Below are 25,320 nucleotides of genomic sequence, written 5' to 3'. Positions count from 1 at the left end.
CGCGCCGGAGCATTTATGCTACACTGCGCGCCTGTTTTATTGCCGGTGGTACCCAAGTGGCTCAACACGCTGTTTATTTCCCTGATGCCTTTCTGACGCAAATGCGCGAAGCAATGCCTTCGACACTCTCTTTTGACGATTTCCTCGCCGCCTGCCAGCGCCCGTTACGTCGCAGCATTCGCGTGAATACGCTAAAAATTTCTGTTACCGACTTTCTTGCCCTGACGGCACCCTATGGCTGGTCGCTGACGCCTGTTCCCTGGTGCGAGGAAGGTTTCTGGATCGAACGCGATGATGACGAATCGTTACCGCTGGGCAGCACCGCCGAACATCTGAGCGGCCTGTTTTATATTCAGGAAGCCAGCTCAATGTTGCCGGTCGCCGCGCTGTTTGCTGAAGGGAATACGCCGGAACGTATTATGGATGTTGCTGCCGCGCCGGGTTCGAAAACCACCCAGATCGCCGCGCGGATGAATAATCAGGGCGCCATTCTGGCGAATGAATTCTCCGCCAGCCGGGTCAAAGTGCTGCACGCCAACATCAGCCGCTGTGGGATCAGTAATGTTGCCCTGACCCATTTTGATGGCCGCGTCTTCGGTGCCGCGCTCCCGGAGACATTCGACGCTATCTTGCTGGACGCGCCCTGTTCAGGTGAAGGCGTGGTGCGCAAAGATCCCGACGCGCTTAAAAACTGGTCTGTCGAAAGCAACCTGGATATTGCCGCCACACAGCGGGAACTAATCGACAGCGCATTTCACGCGCTGCGCCCTGGCGGTACGCTGGTCTACTCCACCTGCACGCTAAATCACGAGGAGAATGAGTCCGTCTGCTTGTGGCTGAAAGAGACCTACCCGGAAGCGGTTGAATTTTTGCCTTTAGGCGATCTGTTCCCGGAGGCGGAGCGCGCGCTGACGGCAGAGGGTTTTTTACACGTTTTCCCGCAGATTTACGACTGCGAAGGTTTCTTTGTCGCCCGTTTGCGTAAAACCGCAGCCATTCCCCCGCTTCCCGCGCCTGGCTATAAGGTCGGCAAGTTTCCGTTCGCGCCGATGAAGGGGCGTGAGGCGACGCAAATCACTCAGGCGGCTAACGCCAGTGGACTTCAGTGGGGAGAAAACCTGCACCTCTGGCAGCGAGATAAAGAGGTGTGGTTATTCCCGGCAGAGATTGAAGCGCTGATCGGAAAAGTCCGCTTTTCCCGCCTGGGCATAAAACTGGCGGAAAGCCATAATAAAGGTTATCGCTGGCAGCATGAAGCGGTGATCGCCCTCGCCGATCCACATCATGCCAACGCATTCGAGCTGTCTCATCAGGAGGCGGAAGAGTGGTATCGGGGGCGGGATGTCTACCCGCAAACCGCGCCGTCTGCCGATGATGTGCTGGTCACGTTCCAGCATCAGCCCATTGGTCTGGCGAAACGGATTGGTTCCCGGTTGAAGAACAGTTACCCACGCGAACTGGTTCGCGATGGCAAACTCTTTACCGGTAGCGACTGAAAGCGGTCAAAAATAGCGCACTTTTTTACTGGCGCTTTTGCTGAAGTTGGCTACGCTGAAATTTGGGCGATCAAACTGGTCGTACCACAATCAGCGAACTAACGGAGAGCACGATGATGAAAACCAGTGTGCGCATTGGCGCTTTTGAAATCGACGATGCCGAGTTACATGGCGAATCGCCGGGGGACCGAACGTTAAGCATTCCCTGTAAATCCGACCCAGATTTATGTATGCAACTGGATGCCTGGGATGATGAAACCAGCATTCCCGCCATTTTAAACGGAGAGCACTCTGTTCTATTCCGCACCCGTTACGATCGTAAGTCCGATGCCTGGGTCATGCGTCTTGCCTGACTCAAAAAGAACCCGTCGCCAGACGGGTTATTTATTTCGCCCTTTCCCCCTTGCGACAACCTCTCCTACACTATCGATACGGCAGGACAATTTGAGGATGGAATGTTCGCACTGGTACTTTTTGTTTGCTACCTGGACGGCGGCTGTGAGGACATTGTGGTGGATATCTACAATACTGAGCAGCAGTGCCTGTATTCGATGGACGACCAGCGGATTCGTCACGGCGGTTGTTTTCCGGTCGAAGACTTTATTGACGGCTTCTGGCTACCTGCTCGCCAGTACAGTGATTTTTAATTACTGAAGTTGAACCAACGTTAGTTCCCCGCCAAATACCGCGCCGGTATCAATATAGTGCAAATTATCGATATCAACGCGATGACGCAGCGGCGTATGACCAAACCAGAAGTGATCGGCTCCGGCAATGCCGTTTCCCTGACCCGCATGCCGCTCGCTCAACCGGGAACGACGCCATAGCACCTGGTGTAAATCCACCTCTTTTTGCCAGGCATAGACCTGATGCGGATAATCAGCATGCGCCACAACATGCATGCCGTTCTGGCAGTGTAATTCCAGAATCCAGGGTAAACGCTGACAGTCGTCGAGCGCTTTTCTCGCCAGGCGCTGCTGGTTTGCCGACAATGCGGCATACCAGTCGCCGCCGTTCATAAACCATAACGACAACTGCGAGGCGGCCAGCGCGTCTAACGCCATCTGCTCGTGATTCCCTCTGACGGCGACCACCCACCGTTTGTGCAGAAGTTCCAGACACCGCAAGCTGTCAGGCCCACGGTCGATCACATCCCCCACCGACACCAGCAGATCCTGCCACGGATCAAACCGACACTGTCGTAGTTTCTCCATCAACTGCGAAAAACAGCCGTGGAGGTCGCCGACAATCCAGACATGCCGCCACTGACTCCCCTCAATTTTCTGATAGACGTTTTCCGGCTGTTTCATTGGTTCACCATCAGTAAAAATGAACCTGACATACTTAACCATAGCAGGAAATCTTCAGTCGCAGGCCACCTCTCCAGAGACCATTAATCATTTTTATAGCAATAATTTAACCTGCAATAATTCTTGTTGATTTCAATAAAATCATATAAATGCCAACTTATGTAAAAGTGTAATGATAATTATTTTTATTATCATTTTCATGCATTATCTTATTGACTTTGCTTTTTTTAACAAAGGAAGTTCGATAATGCGTATTAAACCTCTCGCTTCACTTGTCTTATCTTGTCTGGGCGCCACAAGTTTTAATGTTTTTGCAGAAGATGTCATGGTCGTCACCGCATCGGGATACGAGAAAAAGATCACCAATGCGGCAGCCAGTGTTTCTGTTATTTCACAACAAGAATTACAGACCAATAAATATAATGATCTTGGCGATGCTCTCAGGGCCGTTGAGGGAGTGGACGTTGAAAGCAGTACCGGAAAAACAGGGGGGCTTGAAATAAGTATTCGTGGGATGCCTGCCAGTTATACCCTTATTCTTATTGACGGTATTCGTCAGAATGGAACATCGGATGTAACACCGAATGGCTTTTCTGCAATGAATACCAGTTTTATGCCCCCACTTTCAGCCATTGAACGTATAGAGGTTATACGCGGGCCCATGTCTACACTTTATGGGTCAGACGCCATTGGCGGCGTGGTGAATATTATTACCAAAAAAAGCACCGATAAGTGGAGCACGGCCATTAATACGGGAGTGAACCTACAGGAAAGTAATAAATGGGGAAACAGCACAACCGCAAATTTCTGGTCAAGCGGTCCCCTGGTGCCTGGCTCGCTGGATATGCAGGTTCGTGGAAGCACAACCCAGCGACAAGGCTCCAGCATTACATCACTGAGCGACACCGCAGAAACACGCGTTCCTTATCCCACTGAGTCGCAAAACTACAACATCGGCGCGAGATTTGACTGGAAAGCCAGCGCAAACAATACGCTATGGATGGATCTCGACACATCCCGACAGCGTTATGATAACAGCGACGGTCAGCTTGGTAGCCTCACGGGCGGATATGATAAAACGCTCCGCTATGAGCGCAATAAAGTGACGTTAGGACATGACACCGCCTTAACGTTTGGTACATGGAAATCGTCTCTTAACTGGAATGAGACAGAAAACAAAGGACGACAGCTGGTTTCCTCCGCTCTGACGCCCGATCAAGCCTGGAGAGCGGGTGACGATCGTGAACTGAAAAATACCAATGTTATTCTCAACTCGGTGCTTCTCACGCCGCTGGGAGAATCACATTTACTGACGGTGGGTGGCGAATACTGGGACGCACGAATGAAAGATGGCGTCGTTCTGGCCAGTTCAGGTGAAAAGTTCCATCAAAAAAGCTGGGCGACTTACCTTGAAGATGAGTGGCATATCCTGGATTCTCTGGCGTTTACCGTAGGGAGTCGCTATGAACATAACGACGTATTTGGCGGTCATTTCAGTCCTCGTGGCTATCTGGTCTGGGATATGACAGATGAATGGACGCTCAAAGGGGGAATCACAACCGGTTATAAAGCGCCTTCTCTTAGCCAGTTACATAATGGCATCAGCGGTGTTTCTGGTCAGGGAACAATCAATACCGTCGGTAATCCAGATTTAAAACCTGAAGAAAGCACCAGTTATGAAACCGGACTTTATTACGATAATGGCAATGGGTTCAATGCCAATATAACCGGATTCTACACTGAATATCGCAATAAAATTGTTTCTTATTCGATTGATGACAATACCAGTAGCTATACCAATAGCGGAAAAGCGCGTACCGATGGTGTCGAATTTGCAACATCGTTCCCGCTCTGGTTGGATAATTTGAGTCTGTCGCTCAACTATACCTATACTCAGAGCAAACAGAAAGATGGAGATAATAAAGGCGCACCACTCAGCTATACACCAAAACATATGGCAAATGCCCGCGTTAACTGGCAGGCGACAGATGATTTAAATACCTGGCTAAGCGCCCGCTATCGCGGTAAAGCGCCCCGCTTTACTCAGACCTATGACAATCTCAGTGCGGTACAGCAGAAAGTGTATGATGACAAAGGCGCAAATCTAAAAGCATGGACAGTGCTGGATATGGGACTATCTTATAAACTGACTAAAGATTTAACCCTGAATACCGCCGTCAATAACGTACTGGATAAAGACTTTAGCGACGTCAAATTATATCAATCTGGCCGTTCCAGCACCTATGCTGGCGATTATTTCCAGACAGCGCAGTCAACGACCGGATACGTTATTCCAGGTCGCAACTACTGGATGTCTTTAAACTATCAGTTCTAATAATACAGCAAGCGTCCATACACTCCGTATGCGGCGCTTGCTTATCTTTTTGTGAGTATAAACAGCCTAAAAACACACGGATATTAATTAATAAATATCTACCCTCACAATATGAATTACCCAATAAAATCAATCTGATTATCATCATCGCACATCTTGAAAAGATTCCAGGCATTAAAAAATAGAGAATAGTCACTGAACAACCCCACTCTTCAATGTGGTATCGCTAAGGCATTCTTTGTTGCGACGCAATTCACAACCAGGAAACCTCGCCGTCATCACCGTTGATTTCATTGATGTAAATCAATTTCCTTCATGCGTGGTTACGCGAAAGTAACAGTGATGTGAATTAGTTGCGAGAAGCACCTTATGTCGATAAAGAACTTTACAGGCAAAACAGTGATAAAAAACATCCGTTTTTCATACAGTTTGCTGAAACAAATAGAGCAAGTGATGGCGAAGGAAAAAACCAGCAATTTTTCTGCATGGGTAAAAGAAGCATGTCGTGAAAAAGCCCTGAATTCCAGTACGCCCAAAGACGTAAATAGAAACAAAAATTAACTCTTTATAGCTACGACCAAAATGAAAAGATGCTTATTTATTAGTAAATACACCTTTATCCTGATATCTATTGGGAATGTTATCTATTTCATTTTGAATTATCACGCATTAGACGCGGTGTTGATCATACTGTTTTATGTCGCTCTGATTTTTACCCCCGTCATCCTCATTCTGCGAGCCTTCTGTGCGCAGCATGAGTAACTCATCGAGCATGATTCATAAACGTTCATCCATGTAAACCTGGCTTCACACGGCACTCTGACGCACAAAAATTAACATACCAATCAAAAAACCCTGGACGCACTCGGTACAGAGTATGTTATGGTTTGGACAGGATATGGAAAATTCGAGTAACTTTCGTGTGGTTTCGGGTTAGTATCTGAAAACATACTTCAAAACAAACAGATAAAAAGAGACCGAATACGATTCCTGTATTCGGTCCAGGGAAATGGCTCTTGGGAGAGAGCCGTGCGCTAAAAGTTGGCATTAATGCAGGCTAAGTCGCCTTGCCCTTTAAGAATAGATGACGACGCCAGGTTTTCCAGTCCACGACGAAAGTGGCCGGTAAAAAACGACCGTTGTCAGCCGCAACAACGAAAAAACCGCAAGTTCCTCTGCATGAGGCTTGCGGTTTTTTATTGGAAATCAGAAAGATACTTCTGGTAATTAGCAGAGCTTTTCCGCGCGTTCAATAAACGGCGCCAGGCTCATTTTTTCACCCGGTTTTGCCGGATCGTCAATCTGAATGACGGTGATAGCCTGCGCGTTGGTTTTGCCGCTTGCAACTTGCTGCTCTGCAACATCGTTCAGCGGGTATTGCACCAGCGTGCTCGGGTTGATGACATACAGGGCATGGCCCGGTCGGCAGGTCAGCATCACCTCTTCGCGGTTAAACGCCCACTTGTCTTTGCCCACTTCAAAGCGGCTCACGGTGATAACCTGAGGCGCCGCCAGCGCAGCACCTGAACTTGCCAACAATAGCAGAGAGAGAATCATTTTTTTCATGAGTTTTGCCAGTCCATCAGAAGGGTTCCAGAGTTGCGAACAGGCTGACAATCGCCAGCGCAACGGCTCCAATTCCCCATTCAATCTGAGTCATCCAGATAAACCAGAGATTCGCGCGGCGATTTTCCTGCCGCATACGTGGTACGAGAACATACCGGTTCGTTAGCGCAATTGCCACCATTAGCAGGACAAGGACACATTTTAACAAAAGAAACTGCCCGTACGCGGTATGCCAGGGGGCGGAAAACCCCGTAATAAAAAGCACATTTGCGATGCCGGTGCACAATACGCCCGCGACAAACAGATGACCATAGCGTGAGAAACGCATCATTGTTTCGATGGCCTGTTGTCGCCAGCGACCTTGCGCCATGCGCATACAGTAGATAACCGGCAGCAGGCCGCCAAACCAGGCCGCAGCGCACACCAGATGAGCCGCATGGTTAATCTGCTGTACCGCGCCCACCACGCCATCATTCAGCGTGGCGTGGCCAACGCCTGCCAGCAACATAAACTGGGCAACCATCAGGATGAGCAGCAGACGCGGTAAATTTCTCGGCACAACCAGCGTCATGGCCAACGTGACAAGCGCGAGAATAATCTGCCACAGCCATACGCCGCCAAATTGGGTCTGTAAAACTGCGCCCCATATCGAAACCGAGATCACGTCCTGCCAGCCCGCCCCCATTAGTCCACCCTGGATCGCCAGCATCAGCGTCGCGCTGACAAAGCTCCACACGGCAGCGTGCTGTTGCAGGCGCAGAAAGCGGCGCGTCATCAAGCGACGAACAGAAACCGGCGCCAGCCACGCGCCATATAACGCGCAGCCAAACACCAGCATCATGGCGCTAAAATGGATAAAGCGAAGCGCTACCCAGGTAAACGTCAGCATGATTACTTCACGCTAAAGGTGTATTGCCCTTTTGTCTTATGACCGTCAACCGACACCACATGCCAGTTAACCGTATAGGTTCCGGGATTAAGCGTCTGATCCAGAGGAATAATGAGCTGTTTCGCATCCTGCTCATTGCGCTTTGCAGGCCGCGTTTTGATGCTTTCCTGCTTTGGCCCGGTCAGCGTCGCCCCGCTGAAGCCAGGCTCGATGCCTTCGGAGAAATTCAGCGTCAATGCCTGCGGCGCGGCAGTCACCTCAGCCTCAGCCGCCGGGTATTGATGCGTCAGATGCGCATGTGCCCAGGCCGCAGGCGCCGCCAGCGTTGAGGCGAGGAAAAGGAGAGCATAGCGCAAAGAAGGTGCAGTAGAAGCCATATCAATTATTCCTTTTTGTTATGTCTGATTTACAGAGAATAACCTTCTATAATGGTCGAGTCGAGAATCATCATTTCCGGCTTGCCATTGAGGCGCACTCTTAGTAACTTTTGCGCGCCATTGATGATAAGGAGAAGCGTATGCAAACGAACCTGGCTCAACTTGAACAAGCTGACATGGATAAGATCAACGTTGACCTGGCCGCAGCCGGTGTGGCGTTTAAAGAGCGTTACAATATGCCCGTCGTGGCAGAAGTCGTTGAGCGTGAACAGCCAGAACACCTGCGCGAATGGTTTCGTGAACGTCTGATTGCCCACCGTCTGGCGTCGGTTTCCCTGTCACGCTTACCTTACGAACCGAAAGTTAAATAAACTTATATAGCGTTACACTTCCTTACACATGAGTTGCTACAGTATAAGTACATTCTTAAACTAAGATTTAAGGATGATTGTAGACACTATGAAAAGGAAATCATTATGTCACACTGGAGAATCGCGGCGGCGCAGTATGAACCACCTCGCGCCACGCTGGCAGAACATGTCGCGCACCATCTGCAATTTGTTGAGATTGCTGCCAGCCAGCAATGCGAACTCCTGGTATTCCCTTCCCTGTCGTTAACCGGATGCAACGATACGGCGCAGGCGCTCCCTGTCCCGCCCGATGAGTCCTTATTACAGCCGCTTGCTTATGCGGCATCCGCGTACCGCATGACGATTATTGCCGGGCTGCCGGTTGAGCATAACGGCCAGTTAGTCAGAGGCATTGCCATTTTCGCCCCCTGGGTGACATCGCCGCTGATCTTTCATCAAAGCCACGGTGCCTGCGTGGCCCGCCACCGGAAAACGATAAGCGTGATGGATGAGCAGCCGGAAGGCATTGATATCGATCCTGCCTTTTCGTTATTCACCACCAGCCAGTGCGTCAGCGAACATGATTTATTTACCTCCACCTCCCGGCTGCAACGTTTTTCGCATCGCTTCGCCATTGCCGTGTTGATGGCAAACGCCGGAGGCAGCAGCGCGCTATGGGATGAAAGCGGCCAGCTCATTGTCCGCGCGGACAGCGGTTCTCTGCTGTTAACAGGTCAGCATACGACACGGGGTTGGCAAGGCGATATCATTCCATTACGCCAGGTGTTTTCGGTCGGGAGCACCCCATGTTGCGAGTTATAGATACGGAAACCTGCGGACTACAGGGCGGGATTGTTGAGATTGCCTCTGTCGATGTGGTGGCGGGGAGAATTGTCAATCCAATGAGCCATCTGGTTCGTCCTGACCGCCCCATCAGCCCACAGGCGATGGCGATTCACCGTATCAGTGAATCGATGGTTGCCGATAAACCCTGGATCGAAGATATCATTCCGCTCTATCACGGAAGCGAATGGTATGTCGCGCATAACGCCAGTTTCGACCGGCGTGTGCTGCCAGAGATGCCGGGAGAGTGGATTTGTACCATGAAGCTGTCCCGCCGGTTATGGCCGGGGATCAAATACAGCAACATGGCGCTCTACAAATCCCGTAAGCTAAGCGTGCAAACACCGCCCGGCCTTCATCATCACCGCGCATTGTATGACTGCTATATCACGGCGGCATTGCTGATCGATATTATGAACACGTCAGGCTGGACGGCGGAACAAATGGTCGACATTACCGGACGCCCGGCCCTGTTAACGACATTTACGTTTGGCAAATATCGCGGCAAAGCCGTTTCTGAAGTCGCCGAGCGCGATCCGGGCTATCTGCGCTGGTTATTTAATAACCTTGACAACATGAGCCCGGAGCTGCGTTTAACGCTTAAACACTATCTGAGCGACGCCTGAGCGCCTGCCTGCCCTGGCAACGTGCCCTGAGCGAGACCAATCAGAAAAGCGAATTCCAGCGCCACTCCCTCATACGCTTTAAAACGCCCGGACTTCCCGCCATGCCCGGAATCCATATCCGTACACAGCAACAGCAGGTGGTCATCCGTTTTCAGTTCGCGCAGTTTAGCGACCCATTTGGCGGGTTCCCAGTATTGCACCTGCGAATCATGTAACCCGGTGGTAACCAGAAGATGCGGATAGTCCTGCGCGGTGACGTTGTCGTACGGACTGTAGCTTTTCATATACGCGTAGTATTCCGCATCCTGCGGATTTCCCCACTCTTCGAACTCTCCCGTGGTTAAAGGGATAGATTCATCAAGCATTGTCGTCAGGACGTCAACAAACGGCACCTGCGCGATGACGCCATGAAAAAGTTCAGGACGTTCGTTAATCGCGACGCCCATCAACATGCCGCCCGCGCTGCCGCCCATGCCATAGCAAAATGAAGGCGAGCCGTAGCCCAGTTTCAGCAATGCGTCACAGGCATCAAGATAGTCATTAAACGTATTTTTCTTTTTCAGAAACTTACCGTCTTCATACCACTGATGACCTAACTCACCGCCGCCGCGAACATGCACGATGGCGTAAACAAATCCGCGATCCAGCAAACTTAACCGACTGCTGCTGAAATCGGCATCCATGCTGGCGCCATAGGAACCGTAGCCGTAGACAAGCAGCGGATTTTGCCCCTTGCGGAAATGTTTTCGATGGTAAACCAGCGAAACCGGAACCTCTACACCATCCCGGGCGACAATCCACAGGTGCTCGCTCTGATAATTCGCAGCGTCAAATCCCGGCACATCCGTTTGTTTGAGCACGCGCCGCTCGCCGGTATCCATATCCAGCTCAAACAAGGTGTCCGGCGTCGTCATCGATGAATAACCATAACGCAAGCGGGACGTTTCCGGTTCAGGGTTATAGGCAAGCCAGGTGACGTAGGCCGGATCGTCGAACGCAATCCCCGTAACTTCACGCGTTTTACGGTTAATCTGCCGCAGGCTGGTCAAACCACGCTGGCGTTCTTCCACCACCAGCCAGTCAGTAAAAAGGGTAAACCCTTCCAGCATGATGCTCTCGCGCGGCGCAATCAGCTCTTCCCAGGCGTTTTCATCACGTACCCGGCTGCGATACAGACCAAAGTTTTTTCCGTGGCGATTGGAACGCAGATAAAACTTATGCTGGTAATGATCGAGACTGTATTCATGATCTTTACGCCGCGGTAAAAACGAGAAGGGTTCCGCATCGGCCAGTTCAGCATCCAGCAACAGCACTTCACTGGTGGTCGCACTGGCGAGATGGATCACCACATAATGCTGAGAGGTGGTTTTGTGCAAACTGACGTAAAAAGCGTCGTCCTTTTCTTCATAGACCAGTTGATCCTGCGTGGCCGGCGTACCCACGGTATGACGCCATACCTGGTAAGGCAGCAACGTGGTGCCGTGTTTACGCACGTAGTAAAGCGTCAACGAATCATTCGCCCAGACAAACTCTGGCGCCACGTTATCCAGCAGTTCCGGGTACCAGTTACCGCTTTCAAGATTACGAAAACGCAGCCCATACTGACGACGGGAAAGATAATCTTCCGCCAGCGCCATGATGGTGTTGTCCGGCGTAATGGCCATTCCACCGAGAGTATAAAACTCGCTGTGGGCCGCTCGCTGATTCGCATCCAGCAATAAATCCCACGCATCCAACTCTTCACTTCGCGCCAACTGGCGTTGGTAAATAGCATATTCACACCCTGGCTCATAAATCTGCCGGTAGCGATAACCATTTTTAACGTAAGGTGCGGAAACATCTCTGGGCGGAATGCGATCGATAATCTCTTTAAGCACGCGATCCTGTAACGCCTGCTGTGACGCCATGACCTGATGTCCATAGGCGTTTTCCTGATGCAGATAGTCAAGGACATCAGGCTGCGAGCGGGAGTCGTCTCGCAGCCAATAATAGTTATCGACACGGGTGTCGCCATGCAGCGTCATGGTGTGCGGAATACGGGTGGCTTTTGGTAGCATGTCTTTGTTCTTTTGTCTTTAAACACCCTATAAGGGTGGCAAAAGTCACGCACGATGCAAGCGAAACATGCTATGCAGGGGATTACGTTAGCCTGGCAGAGCCTGCTTTTGCTGTTGCAGATCCTGCTCGATGCCGTCCCGCACATCCTGAGGAATTTTCAGCGCATCGCCCAACGCATTCAGATAACTGCGCTCCATAAAATGGTCGATATCAATGGCGGCACAGCTCAGGAAGTAGATTTCCAGCGCCTCTTCCTCATTACGGATGCCTTGCGCCAGACGCTGCGGATCGAGCGGCTGTTCAATCGCCCGTTCGATAAGCACACGTCCCTGCTCCTCCACCCCGGCTTCACGCAACTGGCGTTCGATGGCTGCACGCTCCTGGCTATCGATATGCCCGTCGCTTTTCGCCGCAAACACCAGGGCGAGGATCAACCGCTCGGTTCGTTGGTCCAGCGGCGAACTCTGCGCGCCGAATTGCGGCTCATCCTGATGCGCAGCACGTACCCTCTCTTTGTATTTGTTCCATAAGACGGTGCCTGCCACCGCGCCGCCGCCAACCAACAGGGCGCTGGTGCCATATTTAGTCAGTAACTTACGGGAAGATTTATTGGCGACCAGTAAACCGGCCAGACCGCCTAACGCGCCGGGAACCAGCAGTTTACTCAGCCCTTGTTCACCTGAAGAAGATGCAGAGGCTCCGTTTTGCCCGAGAAGAGATTGTAATTGGTTTAGCCAGTTAGCCATTTTACCCCTCAAATACAAACGATGAATCGTCAAAGCGTACTTGAGGGGATGTCAGGAAGTGTCTAATTCAGCAAAAGATGCGCAAATTTGCCATTAGCGGGGCTGGTATTCCGCAGTTCCGGCTTTGCAATCAACCTTTACCAGATAATGAAGATCGGCACTTTTCCCGCGAACAGTCAGAGGAACCGTCCAGTTACCCTCTTTGCCGGTAATATCCTGAGTGTTGACCCACACCACCGGATTCGCCTGTCCGACCTTTTTTTGGTCATCAGCCCAACGTACGATACGGTTTTGTTGATAATCGCGCTTCACGCTGGCGGCGATCCCATCAGCGTTCAGCCCTTCACAGGTCGGGAATTTCACCGATTTGCTGGCCGTATCGGCAGCGAAGACCGATACGCTGGCGGACAACAACAGCAGGCTCAACAGCGCTCCTCTTTTTTTATTCATACTTTTTCTCCTTATATCTCCTTCGTCTTTCAGGCTGCATGTTTGCAACGCGAAATCCACGGGCATAGCACAATGATTCAGGAAAAAGCATGGTACAAAACGTCAGGAGCGCAAGTCAGACTCAGGCCGCTTGCGTGTCATCCTCCGTCGTCGCATCGCTTTTAACCACCTGCGGCGACGGCAATTTGCCGGTTTTCAGGATCGTGCTCAATACGTCTTTTTGTTCAGCCAGCCACAGAGAAAGCGCTTCGCGCTGTTCGTCTTCCATCGCTACCGGAGACTGCTCAAGCCATGTGTCGAGCAGGTCTGCCGTATCAAGCATTTTGTCATACGCATCGGCGTCCTTTTTGCTGGTAAACGACATTTTTTCCTCACCTTCCCGAATGACCACGTATTTAACTTCAACCGCCATTTTTGCAGCCTCTCAATCACCTGTAATTATGTACAGTATATTACTTTTCAGTAATGAAATCAACCTGGCAATAAAGACAGACGCAAACGTTTTCGTATATACTGCGCCCAGTTAAATCAGGGGATATATTTTATGACGTTATTAGGCACCGCGCTGCGTCCGGCGGCTACGCGCGTAATGTTATTGGGTTCAGGCGAACTGGGAAAAGAAGTGGCGATCGAATGCCAACGCCTGGGTGTGGAAGTTATCGCGGTGGATCGCTACCCGGATGCGCCTGCGATGCACGTCGCCCACCGCTCACACGTCATCAATATGCTGGATGGCGAAGCGCTGCGCCGCGTGGTTGAACGCGAAAAGCCGCATTTCATTGTGCCGGAAATTGAAGCTATCGCGACGGACATGCTGGTAGAACTGGAGCAGGAAGGACTGAATGTGGTGCCTTGCGCCCGGGCGACGCAACTGACGATGAACCGTGAAGGCATCCGTCGTCTGGCGGCAGAAGAGCTGGCGTTGCCGACCTCTTCTTTCCGTTTTGCCGACAGCGAAGAACGTTTTCGCGAGGCGGTGGCGGAGATCGGTTTTCCTTGCATCGTGAAGCCGGTGATGAGTTCTTCCGGTAAAGGACAGAGTTTCATCCGCAGCGCCGACCAACTGTCGCAGGCATGGGAATATGCCCAACAGGGCGGCCGCGCTGGCGCAGGGCGCGTGATTGTCGAAGGCGTGGTTAAATTCGATTTTGAAATCACTCTGCTGACCGTCAGCGCCATAGACGGCGTCCATTTTTGTGCCCCTGTCGGCCATCGTCAGGAAGACGGCGATTATCGTGAATCCTGGCAACCGCAGCAGATGAGCGATCTGGCGCTGGCGCGCGCGCAGGAGATCGCCCGCAAGGTTGTTCTGGCGTTAGGCGGCTATGGGTTATTTGGCGTCGAGCTTTTTGTCTGCGGCGATGAGGTGGTCTTTAGCGAAGTCTCCCCGCGACCGCATGATACCGGCATGGTGACGTTGATTTCGCAAGATCTGTCAGAGTTTGCCCTGCACGTTCGCGCTTTCCTCGGCCTGCCCGTGGGCGAAATTCGTCAGTATGGCCCTGCCGCGTCCGCCGTTATTTTACCGACGCTTACCAGCCAGAATGTAACGTTTGATAATGTACAAGCGGCCGTCGGAGCGGGTTTACAGGTGCGGTTCTTCGGCAAGCCGGACATCGACGGAACCCGTCGGTTAGGCGTCGCGCTGGCGACAGCGGAACGCGTCGAAGAGGCCGTTGAGCGTGCAAAACACGCGGCGGCACAGGTGAAAGTCGCGGGGTAAAAAAATGCCGGATGGCGCTGCGCTTATCCGGCCTACAACCCTATAAAACGTAGGCCCGGTAAGCGTCAGCGCCACCGGGCATTTGGCTTACTGTTTCGCGCCTTCTACCGCTTCGCGAGCCAGTTTCGTGATGCGATCGTAGTCCCCCGCTTCCAGCGCGTCAGCCGGAACCAGCCAGGAACCCCCGATACACAGAACGCTTTTCAGCGCCAGGTAGTCACGGTAGTTCGCCGGAGAGATACCGCCAGTCGGGCAGAAGCGTACCTGAGAGAACGGACCTGCGATCGCCTGCAACGCTTTGGTGCCGCCGTTAGCTTCCGCCGGGAAGAATTTGAACTCTTTCAGGCCGTAGTCCATACCCAGCATCAGTTCGGAAACAGTGCTGATACCTGGAATCAGCGGAATGGTGCCTTCGGTCGCCGCTTTCAGCAGAGGCTCCGTCAGGCCCGGGCTGATAGCAAACTGCGCGCCCGCTTCCGTCACTTCCGCCAGCTGTTGCGCGTTCAGAACCGTACCCGCACCGATGATCGCTTCCGGCACTTCTTTCGCGATAGCGCGGATGGCATCCATCGCACACGCGGTACGTAAAGTCACTTCCAGAACGCGCACACCGCCTGCAACCAGCGCTTTTGCCATCGGCACCGCGTGTTCCAGTTTGTTCACCACGATCACCGGTACAACCGGGCCTGTGGTCAGGATTGCTTCTGCACTTGTTTTCCAGTTTTTCATCAGAGTTTTCTCTCGCCTGAGTACAAAATTTGTCGTCTTAAAACGTCATACAGGTTGCGCCCTGCTCGGCGCCGGACAGTTTTTCACGCAACGCGCTGAACATCTCACGGCCTGTACCGATGCGCGATGCGCTCAGGTCAGGAATGTGAGGCTGGCGAGCGGCAAGTTCCGCATCATCAACCAGCAGCGTCAGTTCGCCTGTCTGTCCATTCACACGAATAATGTCGCCATCGCGTACTTTCGCCAGTAGCCCGCCATCATAGGCTTCCGGGGTTACATGGATTGCTGAAGGCACTTTACCTGAAGCACCGGAAAGCCGTCCATCGGTAACTAACGCAATTTTGAAACAACGGTCCAATAATACACCAAGTGGCGGCATGAGTTTATGTAATTCTGGCATTCCGTTCGCTTTTGGTCCCTGATGGCGCACAACCACCACGCAATCGCGGTCAAGCAGACCCGCTTCAAAAGCCGGTAAAACATCATGCTGACTTTCAAAAACAACCGCTGGCGCTTCAATAATTTGATTTTCAACCGGCACCGCAGACGTTTTCATGACCGCGCGGCCAAGGTTGCCGCTCAGCACTTTCGTTCCGCCGTGGTGGGAGAACGGCTTATCAAAGGTGGCAATCACACTGCTGTCCAGGGATTTCGCCACCCCTTCGCGCCAGTCCAGCTCGCCGTTGTTCAACCACGGTTCGAAGGTATAGCGAGACAGACCAAAACCCGCCACGGTATTCACATCTTCATGCAGCAGTCCCGCATTCAGCAGTTCACGCATCAGTGCCGGTACGCCGCCTGCCGCCTGGAAGTGGTTAATATCTGCCGGGCCATTCGGATACAGACGCGCCATCAACGGTACGATTTCCGACAGATCGGAGAAGTCATCCCAGTTAATCAGGATGCCTGCCGCCCGCGCCATCGCGACGAGGTGCATGGTGTGGTTGGTTGAACCGCCGGTTGCCAGCAGCGCCACAATGCCGTTCACGACCACTTTTTCATCAATCATCTTACCGATCGGCATCCATTCGTTGCCGTTACCGGTCAGGCGCGTCACCTGGCGCGCGGCGGCAGCGGTCAGCGCTTCACGCAACGGCGCGTCCGGGTGAACAAAGGATGAGCCGGGCAACTGCATCCCCATGAACTCCACCACCATCTGGTTGGTGTTGGCGGTGCCGTAGAACGTACAGGTGCCTGGCGCGTGGTAAGAGGCCGCCTCAGATTCCAGCAGCGCCATGCGATCGACCTTCCCTTCCGCATATAACTGGCGGATACGCACTTTTTCTTTATTAGGCAGACCGCTTGCCATCGGGCCGGAAGGCACGAAAACAGACGGCAGGTGGCCAAATGACAGCGCCGCCATCGCCAGACCGGGGACGATTTTGTCACACACGCCAAGGAACAGCGCGCCATCAAACATATTGTGAGACAGTCCCACCGCCGCCGACATTGCGATCACTTCGCGGCTCAGCAGAGAAAGCTCCATACCGTCCTGCCCCTGCGTCACGCCATCACACATCGCAGGAACGCCGCCGGCGACCTGGCCTACCGCATTCGCAGAATGCAGCGCTTTGCGGATGATCTCTGGATAGTGCTCATACGGCTGATGAGCGGAAAGCATGTCGTTGTAAGAGGTGATGATCCCGATATTGTTACGCAACATGCTCTTCAGTGACGCTTTGTCGTCAGGCTGGCAGGCGGCAAAGCCGTGCGCCAGGTTACCGCATGCCAGTTGCGAGCGATGAACAGTGGATGTTCTCGCTTGTTCAATACGGGCGAGGTAGGCAGAACGTGTCTCACGCGAGCGTTCGACAATGCGCTTTGTTACGCGTAACAAATCTGGATTCATAGAGTCTCCTGAAATTTATTTGTCTGTGCCGCCGATTAACAAAGAGTTTCAGTAAGGTTAAATATTGCTGAATCGCTTGTTATATGGCGCACTGGGGCAAAATCACTTCCGGCAGTGTAATAAAAAAAGCCCCGCGGGTGAATCCACGCGAGGCTTAAAAGTGCAAAAATTGTTCTACAATCTGTGTTAGATCATGTTACCGGTAAAATAGCACTTATGGGCTAGATGGAATTTTACTCAAACTCATTCCAGGAACGGCCATCACGGGTGATCATCGCCACCGAAGCGACCGGCCCCCAGGTCCCCGCCTGATACGGTTTTGGCGCATCATTATCCATTTCCCAGGCTTCAGTGATGGAGTCCACCCACTTCCAGGCCTCTTCAACTTCATCACGACGCACGAACAGCGCCTGAATACCGCGCATGGTTTCCAGCAACAGACGCTCGTAAGCATCCGCCAGATGCGTTTGATTGAAGGTTTCGGAATAGCTCAGATCCAGTTTGGTGATCTGCAAATTATGCTTGTGGTCCAGACCCGGCACTTTGTTAAGCACCTGGATATCCACACCTTCATCAGGTTGCAGACGGATGGTCAGCTTGTTCTGCGGCAGATCCTGCCAGGATTCTTTGAACAGGTTCAGCTCAGGCGTCTTGAAGTAGACGACAACCTCAGAGCATTTGGTCGGCAGACGTTTACCGGTGCGCAGGTAGAACGGTACGCCCGCCCAGCGCCAGTTGTCGATGTCCACGCGAATCGCCACAAAGGTCTCGGTGTTGCTGCTCTTGTTCGCTCCCTCTTCTTCGAGGTAGCCCGGCACTTTTTTGCCCTGAGCAAAACCGGTGGTGTATTGCCCGCGAACCGTTTTCTCGCGCACGTTCGAGCGATCGATGCGGCGCAGCGACTTCAGCACTTTCACTTTCTCATCGCGAATGCTGTCGGCCGTCAGATCGGACGGCGGCGACATCGCAATCATGCACAGAATTTGCAGCAGGTGGTTCTGGATCATGTCGCGCATCTGGCCCGCCTGGTCGAAGTAGCCCCAGCGACCTTCAATACCCACCTCTTCCGCAACGGTAATTTCCACATGATCAATCGTGCGGTTGTCCCAGTTATTCACGAACAGCGAGTTGGCAAAACGCAGCGCCAGCAGGTTAAGAACGGTCTCTTTGCCCAGATAGTGGTCGATACGGTAAACCTGGCACTCTTCAAAGTACTCGCCTACCTGATCGTTGATTTCACGCGAGGTCGCCAGCGAGGTGCCCAGCGGTTTTTCCATTACCACGCGAGCCGGTTTAGCGTTCAGCTTCGCTTCACCCAGACCTTTACAGATGGCGCCAAAGGTGCTCGGCGGCATCGCAAAATAGTTAATGGTGGTGCGCGATTTTTGATCCAGCATGGCCCCCAGGCGACCGAACGCCTCAGTGTCGTTAACGTCCAGATTGCAAAAATCCAGACGGCCACTCAGGGTATCCCACAAGCCTTCATCAATCTTTTCTTTCATGAAGGTTTCGAGCGCTTCGCGAACCACTTTGGTATAGGCATCTTTGTCCCAGTCCGCGCGCCCCACCCCGATAATACGGGTATCCGGGTTAATCTGACCGGCTTTCTCCAGTTGATACAGGGAAGGCAGCAATTTTCGGCGCGCCAGGTCGCCTTTCGCGCCGAAAATGACCAGGTCACATGCCTGGGCTGTTTGCGTTACCGCCATGTCATTCTCCTCAGTTAAATATCCCGGTGCTTTTGCCAGGGTATAGTTGTAATTTTATTACAATGCACTGTACTGCTTTTACGTGAATCCCGAAACTGTAAACGCTTATCCACCCGTGCGATTCGGGCGATCTTCGGTTTTCCCGCGGTAAATAGCCGTAAAACAGATAAAAAAATTGTCGTTTTCGTACATGTAACAGACAGCTAAAATCAGACACCGATCATGTAATGAAAAAAAACAACAACTATTCTATCCATTTTGCCCCCTTCCCGGATGCTCAGGGGTAATATCTAACAAAATCGCATCTCGATTTCCCACATCATTGAAATCGTTATTAACTGTGAGCTTTTCTACATCATGAATATGCTAGAAAAAATCCAGTCTCAACTGGAACATTTGAGCAAGTCAGAACGTAAAGTAGCCGATGTTATCGTTGCCTCCCCCGACCGCGCGATTCATTCAAGTATTGCTACGCTGGCCCAGGAAGCGAACGTCAGTGAGCCTACCGTGAACCGTTTTTGCCGCAGCATGGATACGCGCGGCTTCCCTGATTTTAAACTGCATCTGGCACAAAGTCTGGCGAATGGTACCCCTTATGTTAATCGCAATGTGGATGAAGATGACAGCGTTGAGTCCTATACGGGGAAAATCTTCGAGTCTGCGATGGCCAGTCTGGACCACGTTCGCCAGTCGCTGGATAAATCTGCGATAAACCGTGCCGTCGATTTGCTCACCCAGGCGAAGAAAATCGCCTTTTTTGGCCTGGGTTCCTCTGCGGCCGTGGCGCACGACGCCATGAACAAGTTTTTTCGCTTCAACGTGCCGGTGATCTACTCCGACGACATTGTCCTGCAACGTATGAGCTGTATGAATTGTAGCGATGATGACGTGGTCGTGCTCATTTCCCACACCGGCCGAACCAAAAGTCTGGTGGAACTGGCGCAGCTGGCGCGCGAAAACGATGCGATGGTGATTGCGCTAACCTCTGCCGGAACGCCGCTGGCACGAGAAGCAACGCTGGCAATTACCCTTGATGTGCCGGAAGATACTGACATTTATATGCCCATGATCTCTCGACTTGCTCAACTGACCGTGATAGATGTGCTGGCAACAGGATTTACTTTGCGTCGTGGGGCAAAATTCAGAGATAACTTGAAGCGTGTCAAGGAAGCGCTCAAGGAATCGCGTTTTGATAAAGAATTACTCATCAAGAGTAATGACAGCTAAAAGCAATAACAATGTTCTATCCTTTTCGTCATTCGGATACGTTCATTTTTAACCGTTAAGGTCTCAGAACGACCGGATCAATGTTCACGCAACACCAAGTTGTTTCAGTCAACGGAGTATTACATGTCCAGAAGGCTTCGCAGAACCAAAATCGTTACCACGTTAGGCCCGGCAACTGACCGCGATAACAACCTTGAAAAGATTATCGCTGCTGGCGCGAACGTCGTACGTATGAACTTCTCTCACGGCACGCCGGAAGATCACAAAGTGCGCGCGGATAAAGTTCGTGAGATTGCCGCCAAACTGGGGCGTCATGTGGCGATTCTGGGTGACCTCCAGGGGCCAAAAATTCGTGTATCCACCTTTAAAGAAGGCAAAGTTTTCCTCAATATCGGCGATAAATTCCTTCTTGATGCCAACCTGGGCAAAGGCGAAGGCGACAAAGATAAAGTCGGTATTGATTATAAAGGCCTGCCTGCTGACGTCGTGCCTGGCGACATCCTGCTGCTTGATGATGGTCGCGTACAGCTAAAAGTGCTGGAAGTTCAGGGCATGAAAGTCTTCACCGAAGTGACCGTCGGCGGCCCGCTCTCTAACAATAAAGGGATCAACAAGCTGGGCGGCGGTCTCTCCGCCGAAGCGCTGACCGAGAAAGATAAAGCGGATATCGTTACCGCAGCGCAGATCGGCGTGGATTATCTGGCGGTCTCCTTCCCGCGCTGCGGCGAAGATCTGAATTATGCGCGTCGCCTGGCGCGCGATGCAGGTTGCGATGCCAAAATCGTCGCGAAAGTAGAACGCGCGGAAGCCGTCTGCGACCAGAACGCAATGGACGACATTATTCTTGCATCAGACGTGGTGATGGTTGCGCGTGGCGACCTCGGCGTTGAGATTGGCGATCCTGAACTGGTCGGGATTCAAAAAGCGCTGATTCGCCGCGCTCGTCAGTTGAATCGTGCGGTGATTACCGCTACGCAGATGATGGAATCGATGATCACCAACCCAATGCCAACCCGCGCGGAAGTGATGGACGTGGCGAACGCCGTGCTGGACGGCACCGACGCCGTCATGCTGTCGGCAGAAACGGCGGCAGGACAATACCCGGCAGAAACCGTTGCGGCGATGGCGCGCGTTTGCCTGGGCGCAGAAAAGATCCCGAGCATCAATGTCTCTAAACACCGCCTGGATGTCCAGTTCGACAACGTTGAAGAAGCGATCGCAATGTCCGCCATGTATGCGGCGAACCACCTGAAAGGGGTAACGGCGATTATCTCCATGACCGAATCCGGTCGTACGGCGCTGATGACTTCGCGTATCAGTTCTGGCCTGCCGATTTTCGCCATGTCCCGCCATGAACGCACGCTGAACCTGACTTCTCTTTACCGTGGCGTTACGCCGGTTCACTTTGACAGCGCGGCAGACGGCGTTGTCGCGGCAAGCGAAGCGGTTAACCTGCTGCGCGATAAAGGCTATCTGGTTTCGGGCGATCTGGTTATCGTGACCCAGGGCGACGTGATGAGCACCATCGGCTCCACCAATACCACGCGTATCCTGACCGTCGAGTAATCGTTGGTGATAAGCCTGATGGCGCTTCGCTTATCAGGCTTACAGGCCGGGTAACAAAAAAGCCTCTCTGACGAGAGGCTTTTTTTATTTGATGGGATACCACTCTTTGCGCTTATACGGCTGAATTTCACCCGGTTTGCGGGTTTTGAGCAGTTTCAGAATCCAGGTATATTGCTCAGGATGCGGTCTGACAAAAATTTCCACCTCTTCGTTCATCCGTCTGGCGATAGTGTGGTCATCCGCAGTCAGAAGATCGTCCATCGGCGGTCGCACCAGGATGGTCAGACGGTGCGTTTTACCATCATAAACCGGGAAAAGCGGCACCACGCGAGCACGACACACCTTCATTAACCGGCCAATGGCTGGCAGCGTCGCTTTGTAGGTTGCAAAGAAATCAACAAACTCACTGTGTTCCGGGCCATGATCCTGATCCGGCAGATAGTATCCCCAGTAGCCCTGACGGACAGACTGGATAAACGGCTTGATGCCATCATTGCGCGCATGCAGACGACCGCCAAAACGACGACGAACCGTGTTCCAGACATAGTCAAATACCGGGTTGCCCTGGTTATGGAACATCGCCGCCATTTTCTGCCCCTGGGACGCCATCAGCATCGCGGGAATATCCACGCCCCACCCGTGCGGCACCAGAAAGATCACCTTTTCATTATTCCGCCGCAGCTCATCAATGATCTCCAGCCCCTGCCAGTCGATGCGCTTTTGCAGTTTTTCAGGCCCACGAATCGCCAGTTCGGCCATCATGGTCATCGCCTGTGGCGCGGTCGCAAACATTCTGTCGACGATAGCTTCACGCTCTGCTTCGCTGTACTCAGGAAAACACAGAGATAAGTTGATCAGCGCGCGACGCCGGGCGCTTTTCCCCAGACGTCCGGCAAAACGTCCCAGCTTCGCCAGTAAAGGATCGCGAAACGACGCGGGCGTTAATGCAATACCCGCCATTGCAGCCACGCCCAGCCAGGCACCCCAATAGCGTGGATGACGAAAAGATTTCTCAAACTCAGGGATGTACTCAACGTTATTTTTTTTCGTTTCCATGCTTTTCCAGTGTTTGATGCCACGAAAAGTAAATCTGTTGATAGTGTAGCGGCGCGCTGTGCGCCACACAAAATAAAAAAGCCGGTACGCATCGCGTACCGGCTCCATAAGCGTATTTATTAATCGAAGCGCAACTGCGGCAGGACTTCTTTAACCTGCGCCAGATAAGCACGGCGGTCAGAACCTGTCAGCCCTTCGGTACGCGGCAGTTTTGCCGTCAGCGGGTTAACAGCCTGCTGGTTAATCCAGACTTCATAGTGCAGATGCGGCCCGGTAGAGCGCCCGGTATTGCCTGACAGCGCGATACGATCGCCACGTTTCACTTTCTGCCCAGGTTTCACCAGCAGCTTACGCAGGTGCATATAACGCGTGGTGTAAGTACGGCCGTGACGGATAGCGACATAATAACCTGCCGCGCCGCTGCGTTTCGCTACCACGACCTCGCCGTCACCAACCGACAGCACGGGCGTACCTTGCGGCATCGCAAAATCGACGCCTTTATGCGGCGCAACGCGACCGGTCACCGGGTTCAGACGACGCGGATTAAAGTTTGACGAAATGCGGAACTGCTTCGCCGTCGGGAAGCGCAGGAATCCTTTCGCAAGCCCTGTGCCGTTTCGGTCATAGAACTTACCGTCCTCCGCGCGAATCGCGTAATAATCTTTTCCATCTGAACGCAGACGCACGCCCAGAAGCTGGCTCTGTTCACGCTTGCCATCCAGCATTTCACGCGACATCAACACAGAGAACTCATCGCCTTTTTTCAGCTTACGGAAGTCCATCTGCCACTGCATCGCTTTAATGACGGCGCTGACTTCTGCGCTGGTCAAACCGGCGTCTTTCGCACTGGCGACAAAGCTTCCGCCAACCGTGCCTTTCATCAGGCTATTGACCCAGTCGCCCTGCTGCATTTCGCTGCTCATTTTGAAACCCGTTCCGCTACGATCGTAGGTACGCGTTTCGCGGCGTGAGACTTCCCAGGTCAGGCGTTGCAAATCGCCATCCGGCGTCAACGTCCAGGAGATCTGCTGGCCGATTTTCAGATTACGGAGTTCCTTATCCGCAGCGGCCAGTCGGCTGATATCGCCCATATCAATGCCATACTGATTCAAAATGCTGCTCAGCGTATCGCCGGTGGAGACAACATATTCATGCACGCCCACTTCGCCAGACGTTTTGTCGTCCAGCTCATCCTGTGGGATCGCTTCATCTTCCTGCGCCGCCTGATCAATCGGTTCGCTGGCCTCAGGCAGCAGCGAACGAATTTCACTCTTTTCCAGTTCGATGGTTTTGACGATGGGCGCAGAGTCAGGGTGGTAAACGTAAGGCCGCCATACCGCGACGGCCAGTGTCAGAACAGTAAGCGACCCCAGCATAACGCGGTGGGGTCGGGGCAGATTATTAAATGCCAGGGCGACAGAGCGGGCTATCTGTTGCACGTATTCACTTCCTCATTAATCTCCTTTCAGGCAGCTCGCATACTGGTTGGCTAATTGATTCAGAAACGCTGAATAGCTTGTTTTACCCAGTTTAATGTTCGTTCCGAGGGGATCCAACGTTCCCATTCGAACGGATGTCCCTCTCGCAACGGCTTCAACGACCGCTGGCCTGAACTGTGGCTCAGCAAAAACGCAGGTTGCTTTTTGCTCAACCAACTGTGTTCTTATTTCATGTAAACGCTGCGCACCAGGTTGAATCTCAGGGTTCACGGTAAAGTGACCAAGCGGAGTTAGCCCATAATGTTTTTCGTAGTAGCCGTAGGCGTCATGAAAAACGAAGTACCCTTTCCCCTTGAGCGGTGCGAGCTCGTTACCTACCTGCTTATCGGTTGCGGCTAATTGTGCCTCAAAATCCTTCAGGTTGGCGTCAAGTTTGGCTCGACTTTGCGGCATAAGTTCCACTAATTTTTCATGGATTGCAACCGCTGAAGCCCGCGCTATCTCTGGGGAAAGCCAAAGATGCATGTTGTAATCACCATGATGGTGATGTGCGTCACCTTTTTCACCGTGCGCATGCCCGTGATCGTGATCGTCGTCGTCGTCGTCAGCGCCTTTCATGAGTAACGGTTTCACGTCGGCGAGCTGCGCAATCGTTACCTGTTTTCCGTCAGGAATGTTCTTTACTGACTTTTCCATGAACGCTTCCATCTCAGGGCCGATCCAGACAACTAAGTCCGCGCCCTGTAAGCGTTTTACGTCAGACGGACGCAGTGAATAATCATGCTCAGACGCCCCATCCGGCAATAAAACCTGGGTGTCCGTGACGCCATCGGCAATGGCGGAAGCGATGAAACCTAAGGGCTTGAGAGAGGCTACAACGGCGGCATTTGCGGCTTGTGTTGCACCACCCCACAGCGCAGCGGATAATGCTGCGAAAAGAAGCGTATTTTTATGTAACATAATGCGACTAATCATC

25 protein-coding genes are annotated in these 25,320 nt (G+C 52.4%); 11 read left to right on the top strand and 14 right to left on the bottom strand.

Annotated features, from left to right (window positions below; genetic code table 11):
- Positions 1-56 precede the first annotated feature (56 nt).
- The 3 genes from rsmF (at position 57) to OGV82_RS14795 (ending at position 2,143) form a co-directional block, all read left to right on the top strand.
- Positions 57-1,496: a 16S rRNA (cytosine(1407)-C(5))-methyltransferase RsmF gene (rsmF, locus tag OGV82_RS14805; protein ID WP_101744125.1), complete on the top strand. Its 1,440-nt coding sequence runs from the start codon at positions 57-59 to the stop codon at positions 1,494-1,496.
- Between the two features lie 116 nt (positions 1,497-1,612).
- Positions 1,613-1,849 carry a YebV family protein gene (locus OGV82_RS14800; protein ID WP_024130262.1) on the top strand — a complete coding sequence of 79 codons (237 nt, stop codon included), beginning with the start codon at positions 1,613-1,615 and terminating at the stop codon, positions 1,847-1,849.
- A 102-nt stretch (positions 1,850-1,951) separates the two neighbouring features.
- Positions 1,952-2,143, top strand: coding sequence for a YdfD/YebW family protein (locus tag OGV82_RS14795; RefSeq protein WP_012132031.1), 192 nt, complete (start codon positions 1,952-1,954; stop codon positions 2,141-2,143).
- On the opposite strand, the gene pphA is transcribed toward OGV82_RS14795, so the two are convergent.
- Positions 2,144-2,806 carry a protein-serine/threonine phosphatase gene (pphA, locus tag OGV82_RS14790; RefSeq protein WP_047464032.1) on the bottom strand — a complete coding sequence of 221 codons (663 nt, stop codon included), beginning with the start codon at positions 2,804-2,806 and terminating at the stop codon, positions 2,144-2,146.
- 247 nt (positions 2,807-3,053) lie between these two features.
- Here pphA and OGV82_RS14785 point away from each other — a divergent pair, with 247 nt between their 5' ends.
- On the top strand, positions 3,054-5,141 hold the full coding sequence (locus OGV82_RS14785; protein ID WP_101744151.1) for a TonB-dependent receptor: 2,088 nt from the start codon (positions 3,054-3,056) through the stop codon (positions 5,139-5,141).
- Between the two features lie 369 nt (positions 5,142-5,510).
- The gene (locus OGV82_RS14780; protein WP_012132027.1) at positions 5,511-5,702 is read left to right on the top strand and encodes a YlcI/YnfO family protein; all 192 of its coding nucleotides are present in this window, start codon (positions 5,511-5,513) and stop codon (positions 5,700-5,702) included.
- 666 nt (positions 5,703-6,368) lie between these two features.
- On the opposite strand, the gene OGV82_RS14775 is transcribed toward OGV82_RS14780, so the two are convergent.
- The 3 genes from OGV82_RS14775 to yobA are packed head-to-tail and all read right to left on the bottom strand — an operon-like array spanning position 6,369 to position 7,973.
- Positions 6,369-6,707, bottom strand: coding sequence for a YebY family protein (locus OGV82_RS14775; RefSeq protein ID WP_012132024.1), 339 nt, complete (start codon positions 6,705-6,707; stop codon positions 6,369-6,371).
- A 16-nt stretch (positions 6,708-6,723) separates the two neighbouring features.
- The gene (gene copD, locus OGV82_RS14770; RefSeq protein ID WP_101744124.1) at positions 6,724-7,599 is read right to left on the bottom strand and encodes a copper homeostasis membrane protein CopD; all 876 of its coding nucleotides are present in this window, start codon (positions 7,597-7,599) and stop codon (positions 6,724-6,726) included.
- Entirely contained in the window at positions 7,599-7,973 is a 375-nt protein-coding gene (gene yobA, locus OGV82_RS14765; protein WP_101744123.1) for a CopC domain-containing protein YobA, read from the bottom strand. Before yobA ends, copD begins: the two co-directional genes overlap by 1 nt.
- A 140-nt stretch (positions 7,974-8,113) precedes the next feature.
- Here yobA and OGV82_RS14760 point away from each other — a divergent pair, with 140 nt between their 5' ends.
- The 3 genes from OGV82_RS14760 (at position 8,114) to exoX (ending at position 9,792) form a co-directional block, all read left to right on the top strand.
- On the top strand, positions 8,114-8,344 hold the full coding sequence (locus tag OGV82_RS14760) for a DNA polymerase III subunit theta (RefSeq protein WP_024130259.1): 231 nt from the start codon (positions 8,114-8,116) through the stop codon (positions 8,342-8,344).
- 105 nt (positions 8,345-8,449) lie between these two features.
- Positions 8,450-9,145 carry a carbon-nitrogen hydrolase family protein gene (locus OGV82_RS14755; RefSeq protein ID WP_101744122.1) on the top strand — a complete coding sequence of 232 codons (696 nt, stop codon included), beginning with the start codon at positions 8,450-8,452 and terminating at the stop codon, positions 9,143-9,145.
- On the top strand, positions 9,130-9,792 hold the full coding sequence (exoX, locus tag OGV82_RS14750; protein WP_012132019.1) for an exodeoxyribonuclease X: 663 nt from the start codon (positions 9,130-9,132) through the stop codon (positions 9,790-9,792). The genes OGV82_RS14755 and exoX overlap by 16 nt, the downstream gene beginning before the upstream one ends.
- Here the strand turns inward: exoX and ptrB are convergent.
- From ptrB to yebG, 4 genes are all read right to left on the bottom strand, one after another.
- Positions 9,774-11,849: an oligopeptidase B gene (gene ptrB, locus OGV82_RS14745; protein ID WP_101744121.1), complete on the bottom strand. Its 2,076-nt coding sequence runs from the start codon at positions 11,847-11,849 to the stop codon at positions 9,774-9,776. The genes exoX and ptrB overlap by 19 nt on opposite strands.
- 87 nt (positions 11,850-11,936) lie before the next feature.
- Positions 11,937-12,596, bottom strand: a complete 660-nt coding sequence (locus tag OGV82_RS14740) for a tellurite resistance TerB family protein (protein WP_101744120.1) — start codon at positions 12,594-12,596, stop codon at positions 11,937-11,939.
- Between the two features lie 93 nt (positions 12,597-12,689).
- Positions 12,690-13,046, bottom strand: coding sequence for a protein YebF (gene yebF / locus OGV82_RS14735; RefSeq protein WP_047463192.1), 357 nt, complete (start codon positions 13,044-13,046; stop codon positions 12,690-12,692).
- 121 nt (positions 13,047-13,167) lie between these two features.
- On the bottom strand, positions 13,168-13,458 hold the full coding sequence (gene yebG / locus OGV82_RS14730; protein ID WP_012132015.1) for a DNA damage-inducible protein YebG: 291 nt from the start codon (positions 13,456-13,458) through the stop codon (positions 13,168-13,170).
- Positions 13,459-13,590: 132 nt separating this feature from the next.
- Here yebG and purT point away from each other — a divergent pair, with 132 nt between their 5' ends.
- Positions 13,591-14,769, top strand: coding sequence for a formate-dependent phosphoribosylglycinamide formyltransferase (purT, locus tag OGV82_RS14725; RefSeq protein ID WP_047463189.1), 1,179 nt, complete (start codon positions 13,591-13,593; stop codon positions 14,767-14,769).
- 87 nt (positions 14,770-14,856) lie between these two features.
- Here purT and kdgA read toward each other — a convergent pair whose 3' ends face one another.
- The 3 genes from kdgA to zwf form a co-directional block, all read right to left on the bottom strand.
- Positions 14,857-15,498, bottom strand: coding sequence for a bifunctional 4-hydroxy-2-oxoglutarate aldolase/2-dehydro-3-deoxy-phosphogluconate aldolase (kdgA, locus tag OGV82_RS14720; RefSeq protein ID WP_012132013.1), 642 nt, complete (start codon positions 15,496-15,498; stop codon positions 14,857-14,859).
- Between the two features lie 37 nt (positions 15,499-15,535).
- The gene (gene edd / locus OGV82_RS14715; protein WP_101744119.1) at positions 15,536-17,347 is read right to left on the bottom strand and encodes a phosphogluconate dehydratase; all 1,812 of its coding nucleotides are present in this window, start codon (positions 17,345-17,347) and stop codon (positions 15,536-15,538) included.
- A 233-nt stretch (positions 17,348-17,580) separates the two neighbouring features.
- Complete coding sequence (zwf, locus tag OGV82_RS14710; RefSeq protein WP_012132010.1) at positions 17,581-19,056, bottom strand: glucose-6-phosphate dehydrogenase; 1,476 nt, start codon at positions 19,054-19,056, stop codon at positions 17,581-17,583.
- Positions 19,057-19,413: 357 nt separating this feature from the next.
- Between zwf and hexR the strand changes: the two genes are divergently transcribed.
- Positions 19,414-20,283 (top strand): DNA-binding transcriptional regulator HexR, encoded by an 870-nt coding sequence (hexR, locus tag OGV82_RS14705; RefSeq protein WP_012132008.1) that lies wholly within the window; start codon positions 19,414-19,416, stop codon positions 20,281-20,283.
- Positions 20,284-20,406: 123 nt separating this feature from the next.
- A complete protein-coding gene (pyk, locus tag OGV82_RS14700; protein ID WP_012132007.1) occupies positions 20,407-21,849 on the top strand; it encodes a pyruvate kinase in 1,443 nt (480 codons plus the stop codon).
- A gap of 84 nt (positions 21,850-21,933) precedes the next feature.
- On the opposite strand, the gene lpxM is transcribed toward pyk, so the two are convergent.
- The 3 genes from lpxM to znuA form a co-directional block, all read right to left on the bottom strand.
- Positions 21,934-22,905, bottom strand: a complete 972-nt coding sequence (gene lpxM, locus OGV82_RS14695; RefSeq protein ID WP_047464025.1) for a lauroyl-Kdo(2)-lipid IV(A) myristoyltransferase — start codon at positions 22,903-22,905, stop codon at positions 21,934-21,936.
- A gap of 119 nt (positions 22,906-23,024) precedes the next feature.
- Positions 23,025-24,344, bottom strand: a complete 1,320-nt coding sequence (gene mepM / locus OGV82_RS14690) for a murein DD-endopeptidase MepM (protein WP_024130255.1) — start codon at positions 24,342-24,344, stop codon at positions 23,025-23,027.
- 15 nt (positions 24,345-24,359) lie between these two features.
- A complete protein-coding gene (gene znuA / locus OGV82_RS14685) occupies positions 24,360-25,304 on the bottom strand; it encodes a zinc ABC transporter substrate-binding protein ZnuA (RefSeq protein WP_047463184.1) in 945 nt (314 codons plus the stop codon).
- Positions 25,305-25,320: the final 16 nt, after the last annotated feature.

This window comes from Citrobacter sp. CK191, from assembly GCF_030333435.1.
GTDB classification, from domain to species: domain Bacteria; phylum Pseudomonadota; class Gammaproteobacteria; order Enterobacterales; family Enterobacteriaceae; genus Citrobacter_B; species Citrobacter_B koseri.
Note: the sequence above shows the minus strand (reverse complement) of the source record. Positions and strands in the feature narration are given on the sequence as shown.